The sequence below is a fragment of the Desulfurivibrio nitratireducens genome (genome assembly GCF_044068515.1).
GTDB lineage: Bacteria > Desulfobacterota > Desulfobulbia > Desulfobulbales > Desulfurivibrionaceae > Desulfurivibrio.
On the sequence record NZ_JBIPKI010000045.1, the window covers coordinates 1 to 19,164 of the forward strand.

The 19,164-nt window shown below is 61.0% G+C and carries 12 protein-coding genes; 3 read left to right on the forward strand and 9 right to left on the reverse strand.

Features of this window, described 5'->3' with window-relative positions:
- Positions 1-46: 46 nt before the first annotated feature.
- The 9 genes from ACHHTY_RS10085 to ACHHTY_RS10125 all read right to left on the reverse strand — a co-directional run bounded on the left by ACHHTY_RS10085 (position 47) and on the right by ACHHTY_RS10125 (position 15,566).
- The gene (locus ACHHTY_RS10085) at positions 47-2,077 is read right to left on the reverse strand and encodes an FAD-dependent oxidoreductase (RefSeq protein WP_395494003.1); all 2,031 of its coding nucleotides are present in this window, start codon (positions 2,075-2,077) and stop codon (positions 47-49) included.
- Positions 2,078-2,240: 163 nt separating this feature from the next.
- On the reverse strand, positions 2,241-3,896 hold the full coding sequence (locus ACHHTY_RS10090) for a glutamate synthase-related protein (RefSeq protein ID WP_395494004.1): 1,656 nt from the start codon (positions 3,894-3,896) through the stop codon (positions 2,241-2,243).
- Positions 3,857-4,990 carry a class II glutamine amidotransferase domain-containing protein gene (locus tag ACHHTY_RS10095; RefSeq protein WP_395494005.1) on the reverse strand — a complete coding sequence of 378 codons (1,134 nt, stop codon included), beginning with the start codon at positions 4,988-4,990 and terminating at the stop codon, positions 3,857-3,859. The genes ACHHTY_RS10090 and ACHHTY_RS10095 overlap by 40 nt, the downstream gene beginning before the upstream one ends.
- 161 nt (positions 4,991-5,151) lie before the next feature.
- A complete protein-coding gene (locus ACHHTY_RS10100; protein WP_395494006.1) occupies positions 5,152-7,845 on the reverse strand; it encodes a PEP/pyruvate-binding domain-containing protein in 2,694 nt (897 codons plus the stop codon).
- A 123-nt stretch (positions 7,846-7,968) separates the two neighbouring features.
- A complete protein-coding gene (gene gdhA, locus ACHHTY_RS10105; protein ID WP_395494007.1) occupies positions 7,969-9,303 on the reverse strand; it encodes an NADP-specific glutamate dehydrogenase in 1,335 nt (444 codons plus the stop codon).
- 196 nt (positions 9,304-9,499) lie between these two features.
- Positions 9,500-10,798, reverse strand: coding sequence for a hypothetical protein (locus ACHHTY_RS10110; RefSeq protein ID WP_395494008.1), 1,299 nt, complete (start codon positions 10,796-10,798; stop codon positions 9,500-9,502).
- 354 nt (positions 10,799-11,152) lie between these two features.
- Positions 11,153-11,935, reverse strand: coding sequence for a TorF family putative porin (locus tag ACHHTY_RS10115; protein WP_395494009.1), 783 nt, complete (start codon positions 11,933-11,935; stop codon positions 11,153-11,155).
- 488 nt (positions 11,936-12,423) lie between these two features.
- Entirely contained in the window at positions 12,424-13,245 is an 822-nt protein-coding gene (locus tag ACHHTY_RS10120) for a formylglycine-generating enzyme family protein (RefSeq protein WP_395494010.1), read from the reverse strand.
- A gap of 161 nt (positions 13,246-13,406) precedes the next feature.
- Positions 13,407-15,566, reverse strand: coding sequence for a glutamine synthetase III family protein (locus ACHHTY_RS10125; protein ID WP_395494011.1), 2,160 nt, complete (start codon positions 15,564-15,566; stop codon positions 13,407-13,409).
- Between the two features lie 585 nt (positions 15,567-16,151).
- On the opposite strand from ACHHTY_RS10125, the gene ACHHTY_RS10130 reads away from it, so the two are divergent.
- From ACHHTY_RS10130 to ACHHTY_RS10140, 3 genes are all read left to right on the forward strand, one after another.
- A complete protein-coding gene (locus ACHHTY_RS10130) occupies positions 16,152-16,544 on the forward strand; it encodes an RrF2 family transcriptional regulator (protein WP_395494013.1) in 393 nt (130 codons plus the stop codon).
- 294 nt (positions 16,545-16,838) lie between these two features.
- Positions 16,839-18,239, forward strand: coding sequence for a cbb3-type cytochrome c oxidase subunit I (locus tag ACHHTY_RS10135; RefSeq protein WP_395494014.1), 1,401 nt, complete (start codon positions 16,839-16,841; stop codon positions 18,237-18,239).
- A gap of 14 nt (positions 18,240-18,253) precedes the next feature.
- The coding region (locus ACHHTY_RS10140) for a cbb3-type cytochrome c oxidase subunit II (RefSeq protein ID WP_395494015.1) at positions 18,254-19,164 on the forward strand (911 nt) is incomplete at its 3' end.

The window sequence follows — 19,164 nt, forward strand, 5'->3', positions numbered from 1 at the left end:
CGGCAACGGCAACTTCGAATACGGGCCGGCCCGGGACTCCAATTGGCTAGAGGTTTTCCGCCATTTCCCAGATGCCGCAGGGGCAGGTGCCGGCGCAGAAGCCGCAGCCGATGCAGCGTTCCGGGTCCAGCCCGTATTCGAAGTTGCCGTTGCCGAGATCCCGGCGGAAGATGGCCCCGTAGGGGCAGGTGTTTTCGCAGATATGGCAGTCGCGGCAGAGTCCGCAGGAAATGCATCGCTGGGCCTCGCTTTCCGGGCTGGCCGTCCCGGCCAGGGGAATGGCCGGGCCTTTCTGGAGGGGAGCCGAGGTTTCCAGCGGGCTGGCGCATTCACCGCGCTGGAAGGCGAAATATTCCAGCTTGAGTTTGGCGTAGGGGATGGTGGTCCGGCTTTCCGGGTGGTACTGGGTTCCGCTGAGCAAGGCGTGCAAAGCCAGAGCCCCCCGGCGGCCGCTGCCGATAACATGGGTGGGCAGGCCCCGGCTGACCACGTCGCCGACGGCGAAGACCTTGAGATCGTTGGTCTGGCCCTGGCGGTTGACCAGGATTTTCCCTTTCTGGTGCTGAATTTCCCGCCCGAGAAAGGCCAGGCCGCTCCCCTCCTTGTCCTGGGCTCCGCAGGCGATGATGATCCCGTCGTTTTCCCGCTGAATTTGCTCGAATTGCTGCCGGTCCACCGGGCTCTTGAGCTTGATCGTGATCTTGGCGGCGCTGATCCGGGCCAGATCCTCCTCGAGAATTTCGGCCGCCACCTTGCCCTGCTTGACGCTCTGCCAGAGCTTGCCGCCCAGGCGTTCCCCCGCTTCGTAAAGGGTGACCGCGTGCCCTTGGAGCAGCAGCTGCCAGGCCGCGGAAAGTCCGGCGGGGCCGCCGCCGATCACCGCCACTTTTTTGCCGCTGGGGTCGGCCGGAACCGGGAGGGCCATTTCCCGGCTGGCCCGGCCCAGGCCCTTGATGTCCAGGGGCCGGTCCACGACCTTGCGGCTGCAGGCCTTCATGCAGATGTTGGGGCAGAGCTCCCCGCAGACCGTGGCCGCCAGGGGGCTGTATTGCAGGACCAGGGCCAGGGCCTCCCGGCGCTTGCCCTGGCGCAGCAGCTGGAAGCGCCGGTGAGAAGGAATATCCGAGGGGCAGACCGCCACGCAGGGGGGAATCTGGCGCTCGTTGTTCCAGACCGGCTTGAAGCGCCGGTCCTTGCCGGTAGTTATATAGGGCAGCAGGGAGAAGGGCTGCTCGATCATCTCGCCGAAGATCCCGCCTTTGCCCACCGCCGGTTCCCAGTGGCTGCGGCGGAACTCCCAGGTGGCCATCCGGTGACTGCTGCGCTCCTTTTTCTCCGCCGGGGTATAGGCGATCAGTTTGCGCCAGGCGTCCGGCGAGCCGGTCAGTTCGGCCAGGTAATCCAGGCGGTCGATGGTGGTGAGGTAGGGCTTGAGGTTGGCGCAAAGCCATGCCCAGTCCTGGTCGCTGAGTTCCAGCAACTGGACGTCCTTTTCGCTGTAACCCTCGGTTTGGCCGCGGAAATAGATGGTGCCGCCCACCATGCCCACGCAGGGGCGATAGCCGAGAATGTTTTCGGGATGGCGGGGGTTGACCCCGCAGACCACGGCAATGCCGCCGGCCTTGAACTCGGCGAACGAGTCGCCGACATCGCGGAAATACCAGGATTGTAGGGGCTCGAAGCGGGGATTGTGTTTGGTCATCGTGTCGCAGCGGGCCCCGCCGCCGCCCTGGACGTAGAGAACGCCCTGGGCCCCGGCGTTGTGGGCCCCGTTGGTGACATCGCCCAGCACCGTGATATGGGCCCCGCAGTTGAGCCAGCCCACATCGTCGGAAGCCCCGCCCTCGGCCACGATCTCGGTGCCGAGCATTCCCATGGCTCCCAGCCGCTGGCCGATGGGTCCCTTGACCCGAATTTTGACCGGGGCGAACTGGGGCCAGATCCGGCCCCCGATCCCGTGCTGGCCCTGGGCCTCGATCTCCAGTTCCCGCGATCCGTCCCGCAAGGCGGCTTGCACCCGCTCTTCCAGTTCCTGCGAGGAAACCCGCTTGCCGTCAATATTTCCCGCGATCTTCATAATTGGTCCAGCCTGTAAAATGGCAAAAAGTAAAAAACCCTAAATCCCACAAGGAAAACGTTCAGCAGCACCGCGACTTGCGGCAAGCGGAAGGGCACCGCGTACCCCAGGTACGCAAGTCATCCCGATCGCCGAAAAAGATGCGGTGCTGCTGGACGTTTTCCTAGCAGACATAGCTGATCTGTAAACGATCGGCGATGGCCTTGTCGCCCACCCCCAGACCGTCGGACATGCCGATGGGCAACTGGGTGCTGCGGCCCATGGGGGCGAAAATCTTTTTTAATTCCGTTTCGGCGGTCTTGAAAACATCCACCACCCGCTCGGCCACCCGGTCGGCGTCGAGCCGCCGGTAAAGGCGGGGATCCTGGGTGGTGATGCCCCGGGGGCAGCGGCCCAGGTTGCAGAGATTGCAGCGGTTGCGCTCATCGCCGTAGCATTCGGCCGCCGCCTGCATGATGAACTTGCCGATATCCACCCCCGAGGCCCCCAGCAGAATCAGGGAGGCGGCGTTGGCGGCCAGGTTGGCCTCCTTGCCGACCCCGCCGGCGGCGAACAGGGGCAGTTCGTTCTGCTTGCCGGCCTTGACCAGTTCGAGATAGCAGTCCCGCAGGTTGCTGGCGATGGGGTGGCCCATCTTGTCCAGGGAAACGTTGTAGGCCGCCCCGGTGCCGCCATCCTCGCCGTCGATGGTCAGGGCGGCGGCGTAGGGGTTGCGGGCCAGGTTGTTGAGCACCGCCAGGGCAGTCTTGGTCCCGGAAATCTTGGGGTAGACCGGGACCCGGAAACCCCAGGCCATGCTCACCGACTGGATCATCTTGGCCACCGCCTCCTCGATGGAGTACTTGGTCTGGTGGGTCGGCGGCGAGGCCAGGTCGACATACATCGGCACTCCCCGGATCTTGGCGATCAGCTTGAGGACCTTGTAGGCCATCAGCAGGCCGCCATCCCCCGGCTTGGCCCCCTGGCCGTACTTGATTTCGATGGCCGCCGGTTCCTCGATCATCTCCGGCAGAGCGTGGATAATCTCATCCCAGCCGAAATAGCCCGAGGCGATCTGGGGGATGAAGTATTTGAGATAACGGGACTTGAGCAGCCGGGGCGGCAACCCGCCTTCGCCGGAACACATCACCACCGGGATATGTTCGACCTCGTTGAGATAGGCCACCCCCATGGCCAGTCCTTCCCACATCGGCGGCGAGAGCGCGCCGATGGACATCCCGCCGATCCGGATGGGAAAAATTTCCCGCACTGGCGGGATGAAGGCCCCGGGCTTGAGGCTGAGCCGTCCGTCCGCCACGTCCAGGGGCAGGGTTTCGGCGGCCAGATTGCGGCCCATCAGGGTGCGGATATGGAATTCATGGCGGCCGGCATCCAGGGAGGGATCGGTGAGCATCGAAATGCGGATGAACTTGAGCTTGTCCAACGTGGAGGTGGCCGGATCGTTGCGCCGGCCCCCGCGGGCGTAAGGAACCCCGCCCCGGTTCTTGTGAAAGAGAAACTTGTGGTGGGGGTTGTACTCCGGCATGATCGCCATGTTGGGGCAGACCAGGCTGCAGGTGCCGCAACCCACGCAATGGCGGTCGATGTCGTTGACCTGGCGGACCACCTGGCTGACCCGGCGGATGGTCTGGGGCAAGGGGGTGGCGCCGTCGGAATGGACCAGGCGCTGGGCCATCACCGAGGGCTCGATGGCCCGGGTGGGGCAGACCGCGGTGCAGCGGCCGCAACGGCTGCAGCGATCCTCGCGCCAGCGGATGATGAAGGGGAACTCCAGCAGCGTCAGTTCGCTGTTGTGATCGAGCCGGTGAGCTGATTCCATACTTTTACCTCCTGCGCGCCGGGGGGAATGATCACCAGGTCGTAGCGCATGGGAATGATATCGGATTGACGTTGACGTTGGGGCAGCACCTGTTCCAGGCCGCATTCCTCGCTCATCAGGGCGTACTTGCCGGAGATGCCGCCGACGATGCCGGGCCGCAGCTTCTTGGAGTCCTGGGTGAGAAAGACGGTGCCGTCGGGGAGAAAGCCGATCACGCAGTTGGGCCCGTCGATACAGAGCTGGCGCAGCGAGCGCTTGAGCAGCCCCAGGGCGCCGCCGTCTGAGCGGGTGGCGATTTCGTTGTCCTTGAGCGGAGTGATGACATCCTTGTAATAGGGCAGGGGATAGGCCAGCTGATGGTGGACGTAATGGAGGATATGGCAGAAAACCTCAGAGTCCGAATTGTAACCGGCGTAGCCGGCAAAGCCCCGGCCGGAGAGATAGTCCCGGTTGGGGACAAAGGCGGTGTTCTCGCCGTTGGTCATGGTGCAGTAGCCCTGGAGGAAGAAGGGGTGGCAGGCGTAAAGTTGGATCGCGTAGTTGGTGTTCTGGCGGCCCTGGGCCAGAATCACCCGGGCGGTCAGGGGGCGGGTATCGAAACCGAAAAAGAGGCCAACTTCCAGGGGATCGCCCACTTCCTTCAAGGTGATCACGTCGGGCCAGAAGGAGAAGACGTAGAGCGAGTCGTCATCGGCTCCCTGGCGGCGCAGTTCCAGGCGGGTGCGGGTCAGCAGTTCTTCCTTCTCTCCCTGGGGCCGGTCCAGGTAGTTGTCGGGGTACTGATAGGCGGTGGCCAGGTAATGGCCCCGCTTGCGGACGTTGATCCCGGGGCCCTCGGTGATTTTCGGTTCCCACATGAACTTGACCTTGAAACCGAGGGACTCCATATATTCGTCGATCTTGCGGCGGCCGGCATCGGTGCAGATGCCCGAGAGAATGGGGTATTCCTTGAGGTGCTCGAATTCGCCGCCCAGATCCTTGAGGGTAACCCCGAGGCCGGAACCGTCGTGGCCCTCCTTCATGGTATCGAGAGCCATAATGTTTTCCATCACGGAAAAGTATTCAGCCGCGGCGATGGCGCTTAAACGACACATGGGCAAAACTCCGCAAGTAGGAGATTATTTGAATTGCCGGCCGGGATGGAAATCCTGGCAATAAGTTAACCACAGGACCAGTATACTTCATTCCCGGCAAAATTTCCGGGGCCCCGGCCTCTCCGGGGTGGTAGCTCCAAGTTGAGTAATGGCCGGAACTGTCAGGGCATATTCTCAAAATCGGTGCTTTTCCCCGGGGTGCGAAAAAGCTGGTAGTTCTGGTTGACGATGTCGGCGGCCAGCACCAGTTCCCGGGCGGGAAAATCCACCACCGTGATGACCTCGGCCAGAGGCCGGTATTCCCGCTCCGGGATCAGGTCGTTGAAGAGGTTGCGGAAGCTCGCCAGCAAGTCCTGGTTGAGTACCGAGCCTTCATTGCCGGGGTAGAAGGCCAGGTACATGATGTCGAACTCCACCAGGTCGTTGAAGAAGTGGGTGCCCAGCGAGACATCGGGGATCAGCCCTTCGTGCATGGCCACCACTTCGCAGACGCAGGCGGCCTCGCAGATTTCCGAAAAAGTGACCGGAATGCCCAGGGAAACGGTGGTGGTGCCCCAGCGCCCCGGCCCGATCAGCACCGCGGGGTTATCGCGGGAGGTGGCCCGCATGATCTTGCCGATGGCCCGGGCGGCCAGATGCTTGCCGGGTACCGGCAGGGCCGCGTAACCGGCGGGGGAGACCAGCACCACCCGGCCGGGATGGATGGTGCGGCTGCGGCCGATCACCGTGCCCTTGCGGGCGGCCAGAATCACCTGTTTTTCATCGGCGGCGGCGAAATCCAGGGCCACCGCCTCGCTTTTGCGCACTTCAAAGGGCCGGCACTGGACCAGGTTGATCCGGTAATTGGCCGCCGGATCACAGGCGGCGACCTCTTCGCCCCGGCCTTCCTGGGCGGCGGCCAGCGAGCGGCAGCCCTCCTCGCCGGTAAAATTGAGGGTGAACTCGATGTCCACCGGATACTGGTAGGCCTGATCCAGGCTGCCCAGGATCCGCCGCATATGGCCGACGAAGGGGGTGTTGCGGAAGAGGCCGTTGAAGCTGATATAGGGCGTATTGGTCTCCGGATCCTGGGAGGCGGCCAGGCGCAGCTCTTGGGGCGGGCTGAAGCGGGCTATTTCATTGAAGTCCACCGGCAGCAGGCGGTTGGCGGCCAGATCGATGGCGTCCACCCGTTTCTGGGAGAATTTGCGCAGCTCGTCGATTCCCGTTTCGGGCCGCTTTTCGGGGGCACTGAGGGCCGCGATCCGGGTATAGTCGTCGTCGGATCGGTCCACGGCCCGAGTCCCCATCCCGTAAACGATGCGGATAACCCCCGCCTCCGGCTTGATGGCTTCGTTCCAGACATAGGGATTGTAGGAATAGCCCACCCCGCCCACGGCCGGAAAGAAGTAATTGCCGCGCAGGTCGCCGCTGACCCGCTGGATCAGCAGCGACATCTGTTCATCCTTGTCCAGAATCCCCATCTGCTCCCGGTAATGGAGGGCCTTTTCGCTCAGGGTGCTGGCGTAGACTAGCTTGATGGCGGTGAGCAGGTTGGCCAGCCGCCGTTCGCTGGAGCCCTGGTTGGGGCAGAAGACACTTTCGTACTTGCCGGAAAAGGCGTTGCCGTAGTCATCCTCCAGCAGGCTGCTGGAGCGGACGATGATCGGCGACTGGCCGAAATAGTCGAGCATGTCGGCCAGCTTCTTGACGATATCGTCGGGAAACTTGCCGGTCAGGATCACCCGCCGGGCGTATTCGGCCACCCCCAGCAGGGTCTCGGTATCCTTCTGCTGGCGGCGGATCCACCAGCAGCCGTTGATCACCATGTAGGTGTAAAAAACATCGGAGCCGACATAGAAAGAGTCGTGAACCTCGACGATGTCGCGCAAGTCCGGGGCGTCCTTCTGCAGTACGGCGCGGGCCAGCAGCATCCCGGTGGATTTGCCGCCGATCAGGCCGGTGCCGATCATCCGCTTGCCGATCTGGAGCAGGTCCTCGATGGTGAAATAGCGGCTGGCCAGTTCCAGCATCCGCTCGTTGCGGGTGACCACCATTTCCAGCAGCTTGCGCAGGTGCTGGGCCCCGCCGGGATCGGCGGTCGCCGCGGCGCTGGGATCAGCGGCGGCTTCGCCCTGCTGGGCGATCTGGGCCGCTTCCTGGAAATAGCGATTCCAGCGGTCCCGTTCCTCGAAGGCCTGGTCGGTGCTTTTGAAGGGAGTGAAGGAGAGAATTTCCGAGTTGAGGGCGCTGTTGGTCACCGGGACGAAATCACCGTCGCGGTGGGCGTGGAGCATGAACATGGTGGCCGAATAGCGCTGCTGGGCCTTGAGGGGATGAACGTAGACGTTGTCCCGGTTCTTGTAGACATCGAAGATGACCTGGGCGGTGTTGTGGACCGGGGTCAGGGCGTTGTAGGAATGGTGGTCGCGGAGCAGGGCGAAGTAGGCCAGGGCTTCCATGTCCAGCAGGTAGGGACAGGTAAGCATGAAGAAATTGCCCAGCATCCGGTCACTGTACCAGGCGTTGGCCAGGTCGCTCAAGGAATCGAAAACGTAATAGCCCCCCCGGCCGTTGCGCTTGATGGTTTCATGGACCTGGCTGATGAAGGGCTCGAAGCCGGCGGTCGGGTCGGGGTGATGAATTTCGGCGGCGGGAAAATCGGCGGAATCGAGGAGGGGGGGATGGGAGGCGAAGCGGAAATAGACCAGCCGTTGATTCTTGAGATCGGCGAAGCGGGCGTAGTGGTTGACGAAGTAATGGTAATCCTCGATCCCCCGCACCTGCCAGACAATATTGTCGCCGGGCATCAGCCCTTTGACGACCCGGTCCAGGCCCTTGATCCCCGTGGAGAGATGGCTGTAATTATATGACATGGTCAATCATTTCCGCGTTATGCCTGTTGGGCCCGCTGTCATTCGCCAAATCTCTGCCCGGTGGGGTATGAGTCCGTAAAAGTCCCGGCAGCACCGTCTGTTGGCCCTGCCGGGACTGTTACGTTAGATAACGCCCTGTTCGATCATGGCGTCGGCCACCTTGACAAAACCGGCGATATTGGCGCCCTTGACGTAGTTGACGAAGTCGCCTTCCTTGCCGTACTTGTAGCAGGCTTCATGGATGCCTTCCATGATCTGCTTGAGCCGGCCTTCCACCTCTTCCCGGGGCCAGGAGAGCTTGAGGCTGTTCTGGGACATTTCCAGGCCGCTGGTGGCCACCCCGCCGGCGTTGGCCGCCTTGCCGGGGCCGTACATGATCCGGGCCTTCTGGAAAATCCGCACCGCTTCACTGGTCGAGGGCATGTTGGCTCCCTCGGAAACGCAGATGCAACCGTTTTTGACCAGGGTTTCGGCGTCGCTGCCGTCCAGTTCGTTCTGGGTGGCGCTGGGGAAGGCGATATCGCACTTGATCCCCCAGGGCCGCTGACCGGGGAAGTATTTGCAGCTGTGCTTGTCGGCGTAATCGGAGATCCGGCAGCGCTGGATATTTTTCAGGTCACAGACATAGGCCAGCTTGTCGGGATCGATCCCGTTCGGGTCATAGATGAAGCCGCCGGAGTCGGACAGGGTCACGCATTTGCCGCCGAGCTGGTTGACTTTTTCCACCGTGAACTGGGCGACGTTGCCCGAGCCGGAAACCAGGCAGGTCTTGCCGGCGATGGAGTCGCCCCGGACCTTGAGCATTTCCTCGGCGAAAAAAACCGCCCCGTAGCCGGTGGCCTCGGGGCGGATCAGGCTGCCGCCCCAGTTGCGGCTCTTGCCGGTGAGTACCCCGGTGAATTCGTTGCGCAGGCGGCGATACTGGCCGAACATGAAGCCGATTTCCCGGGCGCCTACGCCGATGTCGCCGGCGGGAACGTCGGTTTCGGCCCCGATGTGCTTGCACAGCTCGGTCATGAAGCTCTGGCAGAAGCGCATCACCTCGTTGTCGCTTTTGCCCTTGGGGTCGAAGTCGGAACCGCCCTTGCCGCCGCCCATGGGCAGGGTGGTGAGGCTGTTCTTGAACACCTGCTCGAAAGCCAGGAACTTGAGAATGCTGAGGTTTACGCTGGGGTGAAAACGCAGGCCGCCCTTGTAGGGGCCGATGGCGCTGTTCATCTGAACCCGGTAACCCCGGTTGATCTGGATTGCGCCCTTGTCGTCGACCCAGGGCACCCGGAAGATGATGACCCGTTCCGGTTCCACCAGCCGCTCCAGGATCTTGGCGTCCCTGTACTTGGGGTGTTCCTCGATGTAAGGCATCAGGGTTTCGACCACTTCCAAAACCGCCTGGTGGAATTCACTTTCCCCGGGGTTTTTTTCAATCACTTTCTTCATGAATTCAGTTACCTGTTCCATGCGCGCCTCTTCCTCCAGATTTGGTTGGCGACGGTCCCGGCCCGGTCAGGCCGGCGGCCGCCTTCTGATTACCCCGGCAATGGGCCGATAAGTACCATGAAAAACAGCGGGCAAGGAATTTACCAACTTTTCGGGGCCGGTGCAAACAATTATCGTTAAAAGATCAGGAGCTTTTTGTCATGCCGGCGAGGTGTTTTCAAATCTCTTCGATGCGGCTGCGGAACCAGCGGATCAGGGCCTCTTTCTTCTCGCCGATATCGATCTCATAAATATCACAGGGGAAGAGCAGGCGGGCGACGCCGGAATCGAAGATCCGCTTGACCTCGTATTCATCGTGGGAAACTCCCCGCTGGTAGATGTAGTTGAGAAAGGATTCGTTGGTGTGGACGATGAATTCCACCCGCATCCCGCCCATCCGGGCGAAGAACTTGTACATCGCGGTGCGGGCCGAACTGCCGGGGTTGGCGCTGCGGTACTCCTCGCCGTTGAGGGTGTCGCTAAGGTCTTCCAGGGTCATCAGCGAGCCGGCCCGGCCGGCGCTGGCGGTGAGGTGCTGCTGAAAAATCTTGACCTCCATGGGCGAGTCCACCACCGCCATCAGGCCCAACTCGTCGTCCACCGCCACCGCCGGGTTTTCCTCGCCCTTGCGCAGCAGCTTGAGAACCTTGGCTTCCGGCGGTTTCTTGCGGATGCTGACGTAAACCGGGATCTCCCGGCCCCGCCAGGGGAAGCAGCGCCGCTTGATCATGGTGATCTTTTCGCCGGGGCCCGGCTGGGAGGGCAGTTCCTCGCGGCGCTTCACCGTCACTTCCTGGCAGGCAAAGCTTTCCGGGTGGTGGCGGCTGTGGAGATAGACGATCTCCAACTCGCCGATCTTGGCCTGGCGGCTCCAGACCTGGTCGTTGAGGAATCCCAGGAAACGGAGAAACTTCTGCTCCACCTCGGTTTCCCGTTCCCGCTGGTCGATGGCTCCGGCCAGGTTCATCAGAATCAATTTACGTTTGGCCTCGAAGCGGGCCTTGCGATGATAACGGTCATCGAAGAGGATCAACAGCAGCTCGACGGGGCTGCGGGTGGAGTCGATCTCGTTGGTCATCTCGATATAGGAGGCGTAATTGGCCAGCACCCTGGCCCGCAGGTAATTGATGACCCCGTCGGCGATTCGGGAATAGGAGTTGATCCGGGCAATCACTTCCCGCTCGTTGCCGGCCAGGCCGAACATGTTGCCCAGCAGCATGTAGGCCCGTTTCTCGACGATCGGGCGCTGCTCGGGCCGGTCCAGCAAATCCTGGATGCCGGCAAAGGAGCGCACCCCCAACAGCTCGAAGATCTGGTTGCGGATAACCCGGTACTTGCTGACCAGCCCGTTCTTTTTCAGTTCCTGGAGCCGCCGGCGGGAGCGGGGCGAAAACAGGCGGCCGCCCTCGGGTTCGTCATCCACCCGGAAAGGCCCGTTCTGGTCGAGCAGGGCGAAAATATTTGTTGGTTGGCTCATCGCGACACCTTTTGCCAAAAAGGTTTAAGACCATGGTTTGATGGCTGTTGTTGGTTGAAAACGGGTTGGCCGCGGTTGCCTTGGTAGTTGGTCCTGCCTGGTCGGATGATGGTGCGGCCGATGACTGGCTGGCAGAGGCAAGCATAGCCTTAATAAGCATGCAGAGCCAAGGGAAAAAACCGGTGAGGGTGTTTTAAACAATGGCCTGAAGATGGCGCCAAAAAGGCCCCGGCAACCGTTTGCTGGGCAAAGGTTGCCGGGGCCTCCGGAAATGGCTCCGGGGTGGGCCCGGAAGTGATGGGAAAGAAGGGCGGGGCGCTAAAATCGCGGAGGCGCCCGCCCCACCCTCGGGGCTCAGAAGGCCATGCTCAAGGTGACCCCGCCGTAGATGAAGTTGTCTTTATCCTTGCCGATGGCGTCGCTGTTGGCCTCCTTGAGGAGGTCGCGGGCCTTGCTGCTCAAGGCGAAGGAGTAGGCCAGTTCGGGAGTGACGGTGAAGTATTGGCCCACCGGAATCGGCACCGCGGCCGAGATCAGGCCGTCGTGCAGGGCCCGGTAGGCATCGTCGGTACCGACCTCCGCCAAGGTGGAGGCGCTGCTGATATACAGGTAACCGGCCTGGGCGCCCAACTCTAGGGCGATTTCGTCGCGCAGGGGGATGCTGTGGGACACCCCCAGGGTGACATACCAGCCCGGAGCGGCGGCAAAATCCCGGTAAATGGTGATGGTCGGGTTCAGCAGGACATCGTAGGCGGCACTGAGATAGAGTTCCTGGGTGTCGTCGGCGCCCTCCAGGCCGTAATAAATGTAGCCGGCGCTGAAGTCAACCGGGCCGGTGGTCCAGTCGTAGGCCAGGGTCAGATCGGTTTCGTTCCAGCTGGCCTTGTCGCCCCCCACCGGATCGGTATCGAGATTGCCCCAGAGATTGACGGAAAAACCGTGGTAGCCCACGGTCAGCGAAGGCTGCACCACGATACTGTCCTGGCTGAAGGCAAAACCCCGCCAGATATACTGGCTGTAGGCGCTTGCCGCCAGTTCGGCGTATGGCGCTTCTTCCGCGGCGACGGCGCTGGTGGCGATCAGGCCGCAGCCCAGCAGCCCTGCGGCGATTCCCCGGCAATAACGTTTCATTTTCATTTTCCTGCTCCTTCTGATCAAGATTGAATTAGGCGGCCCCAGCCCCGGGGGAAGATCCCGCCCCACGGCGATGTTCCCGAGTTCGGAGTTGAAGCCCTGTCGTCCTGGAGCAGGACATTTCACAAACCGTGCCAATCGCCGGCTGTTTGTTTTTATCTTTTTATGTCAGCTTGTTAAGGCCAGGACAAGGGTGCCCGGAAGAGATAGACCGGGGAGCGATATTACGTTTTCGTCACACTAGTTAAGCGGGAATCGCAAAAAAACACAAAAACGTAAATTGCTGGTGAAGGTGGCGGCTGGCGTGGATCCCAATGGTCCCGGACCCGGTCCGGCAAAAGCCAGGGCAGATGGAGAAAAGACCTACGTGAGAAAGGAGGTAAACGTGGGTCAGTGCCGCAGATTTTCGCGATCAGTCCCGGCGATTATACTCCGGTATATCGCCGGGACTGATCGCGGAAAGATGCGGTGCTGCCCCACGTTTATCAGGTTCAGCGGGCGAGGCGGAGGCCGATAACAAAAAAGCGATAGTCGCTGTTGTTCCAGTCGCGGTAGGTGGTGCGGGCATTGAGGGCGTTGAAGTTCCAGGAGCCGCCGCGCAGCACCCGGCGCCGACCGGCTCCGCTGCCGGAGACATCGTTGAGCCAGGGGGCGGAGTCAGGCGGGGCGCCTTCATAGTTGGGATGCCAGAGATCCTGGCACCATTCCCAGATGTTGCCGCTGAGATCGTAAAGCCCGAGGCCGTTGGGCTCCTTTTGGCCCACCGGCTGGAGGCGGCCGTTGCTGTTGGCGCTGTACCAGGCATAATCGGGCAGCAGCTTCTCCTCGCTGGTTCCCGCCCATTTCTGGTCCTTGCCGCCGGAGCGGGCGGCGTATTCCCATTCCGCCTCGCTGGGCAGGCGGTAGCACTCCCCGCTGATCCCGTTGAGGCGCTTGATGAACTCGCCGGCGTCATCCCAGCTGACATTGACCACCGGCTTGTCCGCTCCAATAAAAACTTCGCCCGAGGAAGCCGCGGGGTTTGTCCCCATCACCGCCTGCCACTGGGCCTGGGTGACGGGGAAACGGGCCAGATGAAAAGCCGCCACCCGCACCAGGTGGACCGGTTTTTCATCCAAACCGCCGTCCTCCCAGATATTACCCATGCGAAAGCTGCCCTCCGGCACCGGCACCAGCTCCAGGTCGATGGTGGGATCGGTCAGCACTCCGCCGCTTGCGGGGCCCCCCGGGTCCGCTGCCGGCAAGGCCCGCCCGCAAAACATGCAGAACAGGGATTCCGCCGGAACGCTACGCTGGCAAGCAGGACACTTCATGGTTTTCTCCGGTGAAGTCGTCGTGGTTGAAGGGGGGAAATTGATCCGTTGCCGGCAAACAGGCGCCAGGACCGCCGATTATCGCAAGCAGCCCCGGCGAGGATAGCAGCGCTATCTCACCGGGGCTGATCGGGGCATGAAGAGGCACGGCCGGCCGGTTCCTAAAGTTTGAAGAGCAGTTCGCTGTAGGTCGGCACCGGCCAGAGATCCGCCGGCAGCAGTTCCTCCAGTTGGTCGATATCCCCGCGCAGGTCGACCATGGTGGGCATCACCTTGTCCCGGAAGGCGGCCGTCTGTTTTTCCACCTTGGCGATGGCCCGGGCTTTGCGGGCTTCCTCTTCCAGTTTGTCCACCTTCTTGCTGGCCGCTTCCAGCAGGATCGAAACTTGTTCCAGCAGCTTTTTCTGGACCCCGCCGTGTTTACCGGCCGCCGCCGCTGAGGCGCCGAGGATGCCGATATAGCGAATCGCGGCGGGAATATACTGCCGGCGGGTCATATGGACTGCGGCCCGGGATTCGATATTGATATGCTTGGCGTACTGTTCCGAATAAATTTCGTAGCGGGAATGGAGTTCTTCCTTGCTCAGGACGTTGTATTTGCCGAAAAGCTTGATCGCCTTGGGGGCAGTCAGGGTTTTGAGGGCGTCGGCGGTGTTCTTGACATTGGGCAGCCCCCGCTTTTCCGCTTCCTGGACCCACTCTTCGGAATAGTTGTTGCCGTTGAAAATGATCCGGTCGTGCCGGGCCATGGTTTCCTTGATGATCAGTTGGATTTCCTTGTTGACGTCCTTGCTCTTTTCCAGCCGGGTGGCAATTTCATCCAGGGCCTCGGCGGCGATGGTGTTCAGGGCCACGTTATGGCCGGAGATCGACTGGGACGAACCCACCATCCGGAACTCGAACTTGTTGCCGGTGAAGGCAAAGGGGGAGGTCCGGTTGCGGTCGGTATTGTCCTTGGGCAGATCGGGCAGGGAGTCGACCCCGATCTTGATAAACTGGCAGCCGGCCGGTGAGCAGATTTTTTCCCCTTTGGCCAGTTTCTCGAGGATATCGGTGAGTTCCTGGCCGAGGAAGATGGAAATAATCGCCGGCGGGGCCTCGTTGGCGCCGAGGCGGTGATCGTTGCCGGAACTGCCGCAGGTGGTGCGCATGATGTCGGCGTGTTTATCCACCGCCTGGATCATGGCTGCCAGGAAGACCAGGAACTGGGCGTTGTCCTCGGGGGTCTGGCCCGGCTCGAGCAAATTGATGCCGTCGTCGGTGGAAAGCGACCAGTTGTTGTGTTTGCCGGAACCATTGACCCCGGCATAGGGTTTTTCGTGCAGCAGGCAGACCATTTCATGGCGCAGGGCCACCTTCTGCATGGTCTCCATCACCAGCTGGTTATGGTCGGCGGCCATGTTGGTGGTGGTGAAGACCGGGGCCATTTCGAACTGGGCCGGGGCCACCTCGTTGTGCTTGGTCTTGGCCGTGACCCCCATCTTCCAGAGTTCGACGTCGAGATCCTTCATGTAGGCCGAAACCCGGTCCTTGATGGCCCCGAAGTACTGGTCTTCCAGTTCCTGGCCCTTGGGGGAGGGGGCGCCGAAGAGGGTCCGGCCGCAGGTCATCAGATCCAGCCGCTTGAGGTAATACTCCTTTTCCACCAGGAAATATTCCTGTTCGGCCCCCACCGTGGGGATGACCTTGGTGGCGGTGGTGTTGCCCATGGCCCGGAGGACCCGCAGAGCTTGCTGGGAAACGGCGTTCATCGAACGCAGCAGGGGGGTCTTCTTGTCCAGGGCTTCCCCTTTGTAGGAGCAGAAGGCGGTGGGGATGCAGAGGGTGACGTTGCCGGCTCCGTCTTCTTTGAGGAAGGCGGGCGAGGTGCAGTCCCAGGCGGTGTAGCCCCGGGCCTCGAAGGTTACCCGCAGGCCGCCGCTGGGGAAGGAGGAGGCGTCCGGTTCGCCCTGGATCAGCTGTTTGCCGGAAAATTCCATGATCACCGAACCATCCATGGTCGGGGAGATGAAGGAGTCGTGCTTTTCGGCGGTGGCGCCGGTCAAGGGCTGAAACCAGTGGGTGTAATGGGTAGCTCCCCGTTCGATGGCCCAATCCTTCATGGCATTGGCGACCACCGCCGCCACCTCCGGCTGCAAAGAGGCGCCGGAATTGATGGTGTTCTGCAGGGCCCGGTAGGTTTCCTTGGGCAGCCGCTCCTTCATGACATGATTGTTGAAGACATTGGCCCCGAATAGTTGGGGCACGGTGGCATGAACGGGTTTCTTGTGCTGGCCGTAGACGTGGTGGTGGCCTTTATGGCAGCATGACGTTTTAGGCATTACTGGTTCCTCCTGAATTAATGAAGTGGACGGCTGCGGCGGCTGGGGGCCGAGCCGGCCTGAAAATTTGCGGCGCGCGACCTGGGTCCGGATGGTCGCCGACCTGGCCGCTACTTGGCGGCCAGGCGCCCGGTTGCTGATGCAGTAGTTTAAGCAAAACCAGTGCCAAATATAACGCCGGGTTGCGGCCTGACTGTAAAAGCTTGATTTCGCTGGTAATTATAGCGCCGGAAGCCCGTTGAACCGTTGCAGGTTTATTGCAAAAATGTAAAAATCGCCGGTGAGGTTCACGTTTTTGTTTTTTCAGCGCCCGGATTGGCGAGATGCCACTTGAATACCCGATTTTTAATGGGTCGACAAGCGTGGTGTCCTGGTCGGGATCCGATCATCGGCATAATGCTGACCATTCATATTATAGTCTTTTTTGGGCCTGAAAACAAAATCAGTGCAAAATGGCCTTGCCGCGTTGAACCCTTGCATAACACCCCGTACTGAGCTGTTGCCCCTTGATTGCCCGCTCGCTGCGGTTGGCCGGTAAAAAAAATATGGACAAAGGGGGATGAAAGAGGATAAAAAAGGTCTGTTATGCAGATTACCCGAGAAACAGACTACGCCATTCGCTGCGTTTATTGCCTGGCCAAACGAGCCGGTGAAGTGCTCATGATCGAAGAAATCGCCGGCGAAATGGAGATTCCCAAGAGCTTTCTGGCCAAGATCCTGCAAAAGCTGGCCCGGGAGAAGCTCGTGGATTCATACCGGGGGGTCAAGGGCGGCTTTCGCCTGGCCCGGGATCCCGCGGAAATCAGCCTTTACGATGTGGTTACGGCCATCGGGGGACCGGTGGCCATGAATGTTTGCACCCTTGAGGATCAACAGTGCGGGCGGAGCGGTAAGTGCCCGGTTCATCCGGTTTGGGTTGCTCTGCGCCAGGATGTCGAAGAGGCGCTCAAGAGCAGGAAGTTTTCTCAGTTTATCTGAAAGGCAAGAGATCCCGGGTCGGCAGGTCTTGGGTGACTTCCCGGCCTCGGGGGTGGTTGGCGAAGATGGCGGTGGCTCCGGCGGCAGTCGATGAGTTAGGCGCCGTTTTTTTGGGCCGAAGACAAGACAAAATTGGTCCTGTTGAAAAATCGGCCGGGCTTATTTTTGTTTTTAGTTGTCAGGGGCGTTTTGTGGTATCCATAACAGGGTCTAAAGCTGGGCGGAAGAACGCCGCCCGGTCCGGGGGAAAGCTTACGGCCGTTTGCGGGATCAGGCTTTAAACGAGGAGGGATTATGGAAAAACCGGCGTACAACTATGAGATTGTCAGACATTTTGTCCACTGGAGCATCCTGTGGGGCTTGGTGACGGTGCTGGTCGGGGTGCTGATTTCTTTTCAGTTGGTGATGCCCCAGTTGAATTTCGGCGAGTATCTCAGTTACGGGCGCTTGCGGCCGATTCATACCAACGCCGGCATCTTCGGTTTTGCCATCGGCGGTTTTTTCGCCCTTTTTTATTACATGGTCCAGCGCCTCTGCCGGGTGCCGCTCTGGAGCAACGGCCTGGCCCGCTTTCAACTCTGGCTCTTCAACATCGTCATCGTGCTTTCGGCGGTGACCCTGCTGCTGGGTTTCTCCCAGAGCAAGGAGTACCATGAGATGGAGTGGCCCATTGACCTGCTGATCGTGGTGCTCTGGGTGGCCTTTACCATCAATATCCTGATGACCATCTTCAAGCGCAAAGAGGAGCAGATGTATATCTCCCTCTGGTTTATGATGGGGGCCTTGATCGGGGTGGCGGTGCTTTTTGTGGTCAACAGCGCCGCCGTGCCGGTGAGCCTGTTCAAATCCTATTCGGCCTTTGCCGGCACCAATGACGCCAACGTGCAGTGGTGGTACGGCCATAACGCGGTGGCGATGGTCCTTACCCTGCCGCCGCTGGCCGTCTTCTATTACTTCCTGCCCAAGTCCACCGGGGTGCCGATTTTCAGCCATCGCCTGGGGATGATCGCCTTCTGGTCCCTGGTTTTCATGTACCTCTGGACCGGGGCCCATCACCTGCTCTGGACCCCGATTCCCGACTGGATTCAAACCCTGGCCATGGCCTTTTCGATCATGCTGATCGCCCCCTCCTGGGGCTCGGTGATCAACGGTTATCTTTCGATGAACGGCCAGTGGCACCAGATGCGGGAGAATTACCTGGTCAAGTTTTTCATACTGGCCATTACCTTCTACGGTTTGCAGACCCTCCAGGGCCCGTTGCAGGCGGTGCGCACCTTCTCCGGCTTCATCCACTACACCGAATGGGTGCCGGGCCATGTCCACATGGGCACCATGGGCTGGATTTCCCTGGTGCTTTTCGGCGCTTTTTATTATCTGGCCCCCCGGCTTTACGGGCGCGAACTGTACAGCGTCGGCCTGGCCAATCTGCATTTCTGGCTGGTTCTGGTCGGCCAGCTTATTTATTCGGCGAGCCTGTGGATCGCCGGGGTGGTACAAGGCTCGATGTGGCACAGCCTCAACGATGACGGCAGCCTTACCTACACTTTCATGGAAAGCGTCCTGGCCATGTATCCTTACTGGTGGGTTCGGGGCCTGGGCGGGGTTGTCTACCTGCTGGGGGTAGGGATTTTTGTCTATAATATCGCCATGACGGCGCGCGGGGCCCAAACTCCGCCGGCTGCGGCGCGGGCATAGGGAGGAGGTCTGCCATGTGGGAAAAAAATTCGGCTTTGCTGCTGGTTATGGCCACCGCCGCGATCCTGGTGGGGACCATGGTCACCATGGTGGTGCCCTTTGCCTACGTCAACACCGAGCGGGACGCCATCGCCTCGGTGGTTCCCTATACCGCCCTGGAACTGGCGGGCCGGGATGTCTACATCAAGGAAGGCTGCAACAATTGCCACACCCAGACGGTGCGGCCCCTGGTGGCCGAGGTGATTCGTTACGGCGATTACTCCAAGTCCGGTGAATTCGTGTACGACCGCCCCCACCTCTGGGGTTCCCGCCGCACCGGTCCGGACCTGGCCCGGGTTGGCGGCAAGTACCCGGATCAGTGGCATTACCAGCATATGCGGGATCCCGCCTCGATGGCCCCGGGCAGCAACATGCCCGCCTACGCCTTCCTCGACAACCGCCGGGTAAATCCCGAATTGACCCGGCGCAAGCTGGAGGTGCTGGGTTTTCCCTATGCCGAGGAGGAAATCAGTACCCTGGCGGGTAAAACCGATATGGATGCCATAGTGGCCTATATGCAGAAGCTGGGCAGCGATATTCCCTGGCGGGAACAGGCTCGGACCACCCTGGTCGGCGAACTGAGCAATCCTTACAGCGGCGATCAGACCGCCATTGCCGAGGGGCGCGACCTTTACGCCCAGAATTGCGCGGCCTGCCACGGCCCCGGTTTAAAGGGCGGCTTTGCCGCCGATCTTTCGGTACTGGGTTATACTGAGGAGGTATTCTTCCAGATCATCCACGATGGTATTTTGCCGCTCGGCATGCCAGGTTTTTCCGCCCTGGGCTCCGAGCGGATCTGGAAAATCGTCAGCTACCTGGCCAGCGAACAGACGGCCGCCAGTTCCCGCAGGGCCTCCTTCTTGGTGGTGGCGCTCAGTTCGGGAAT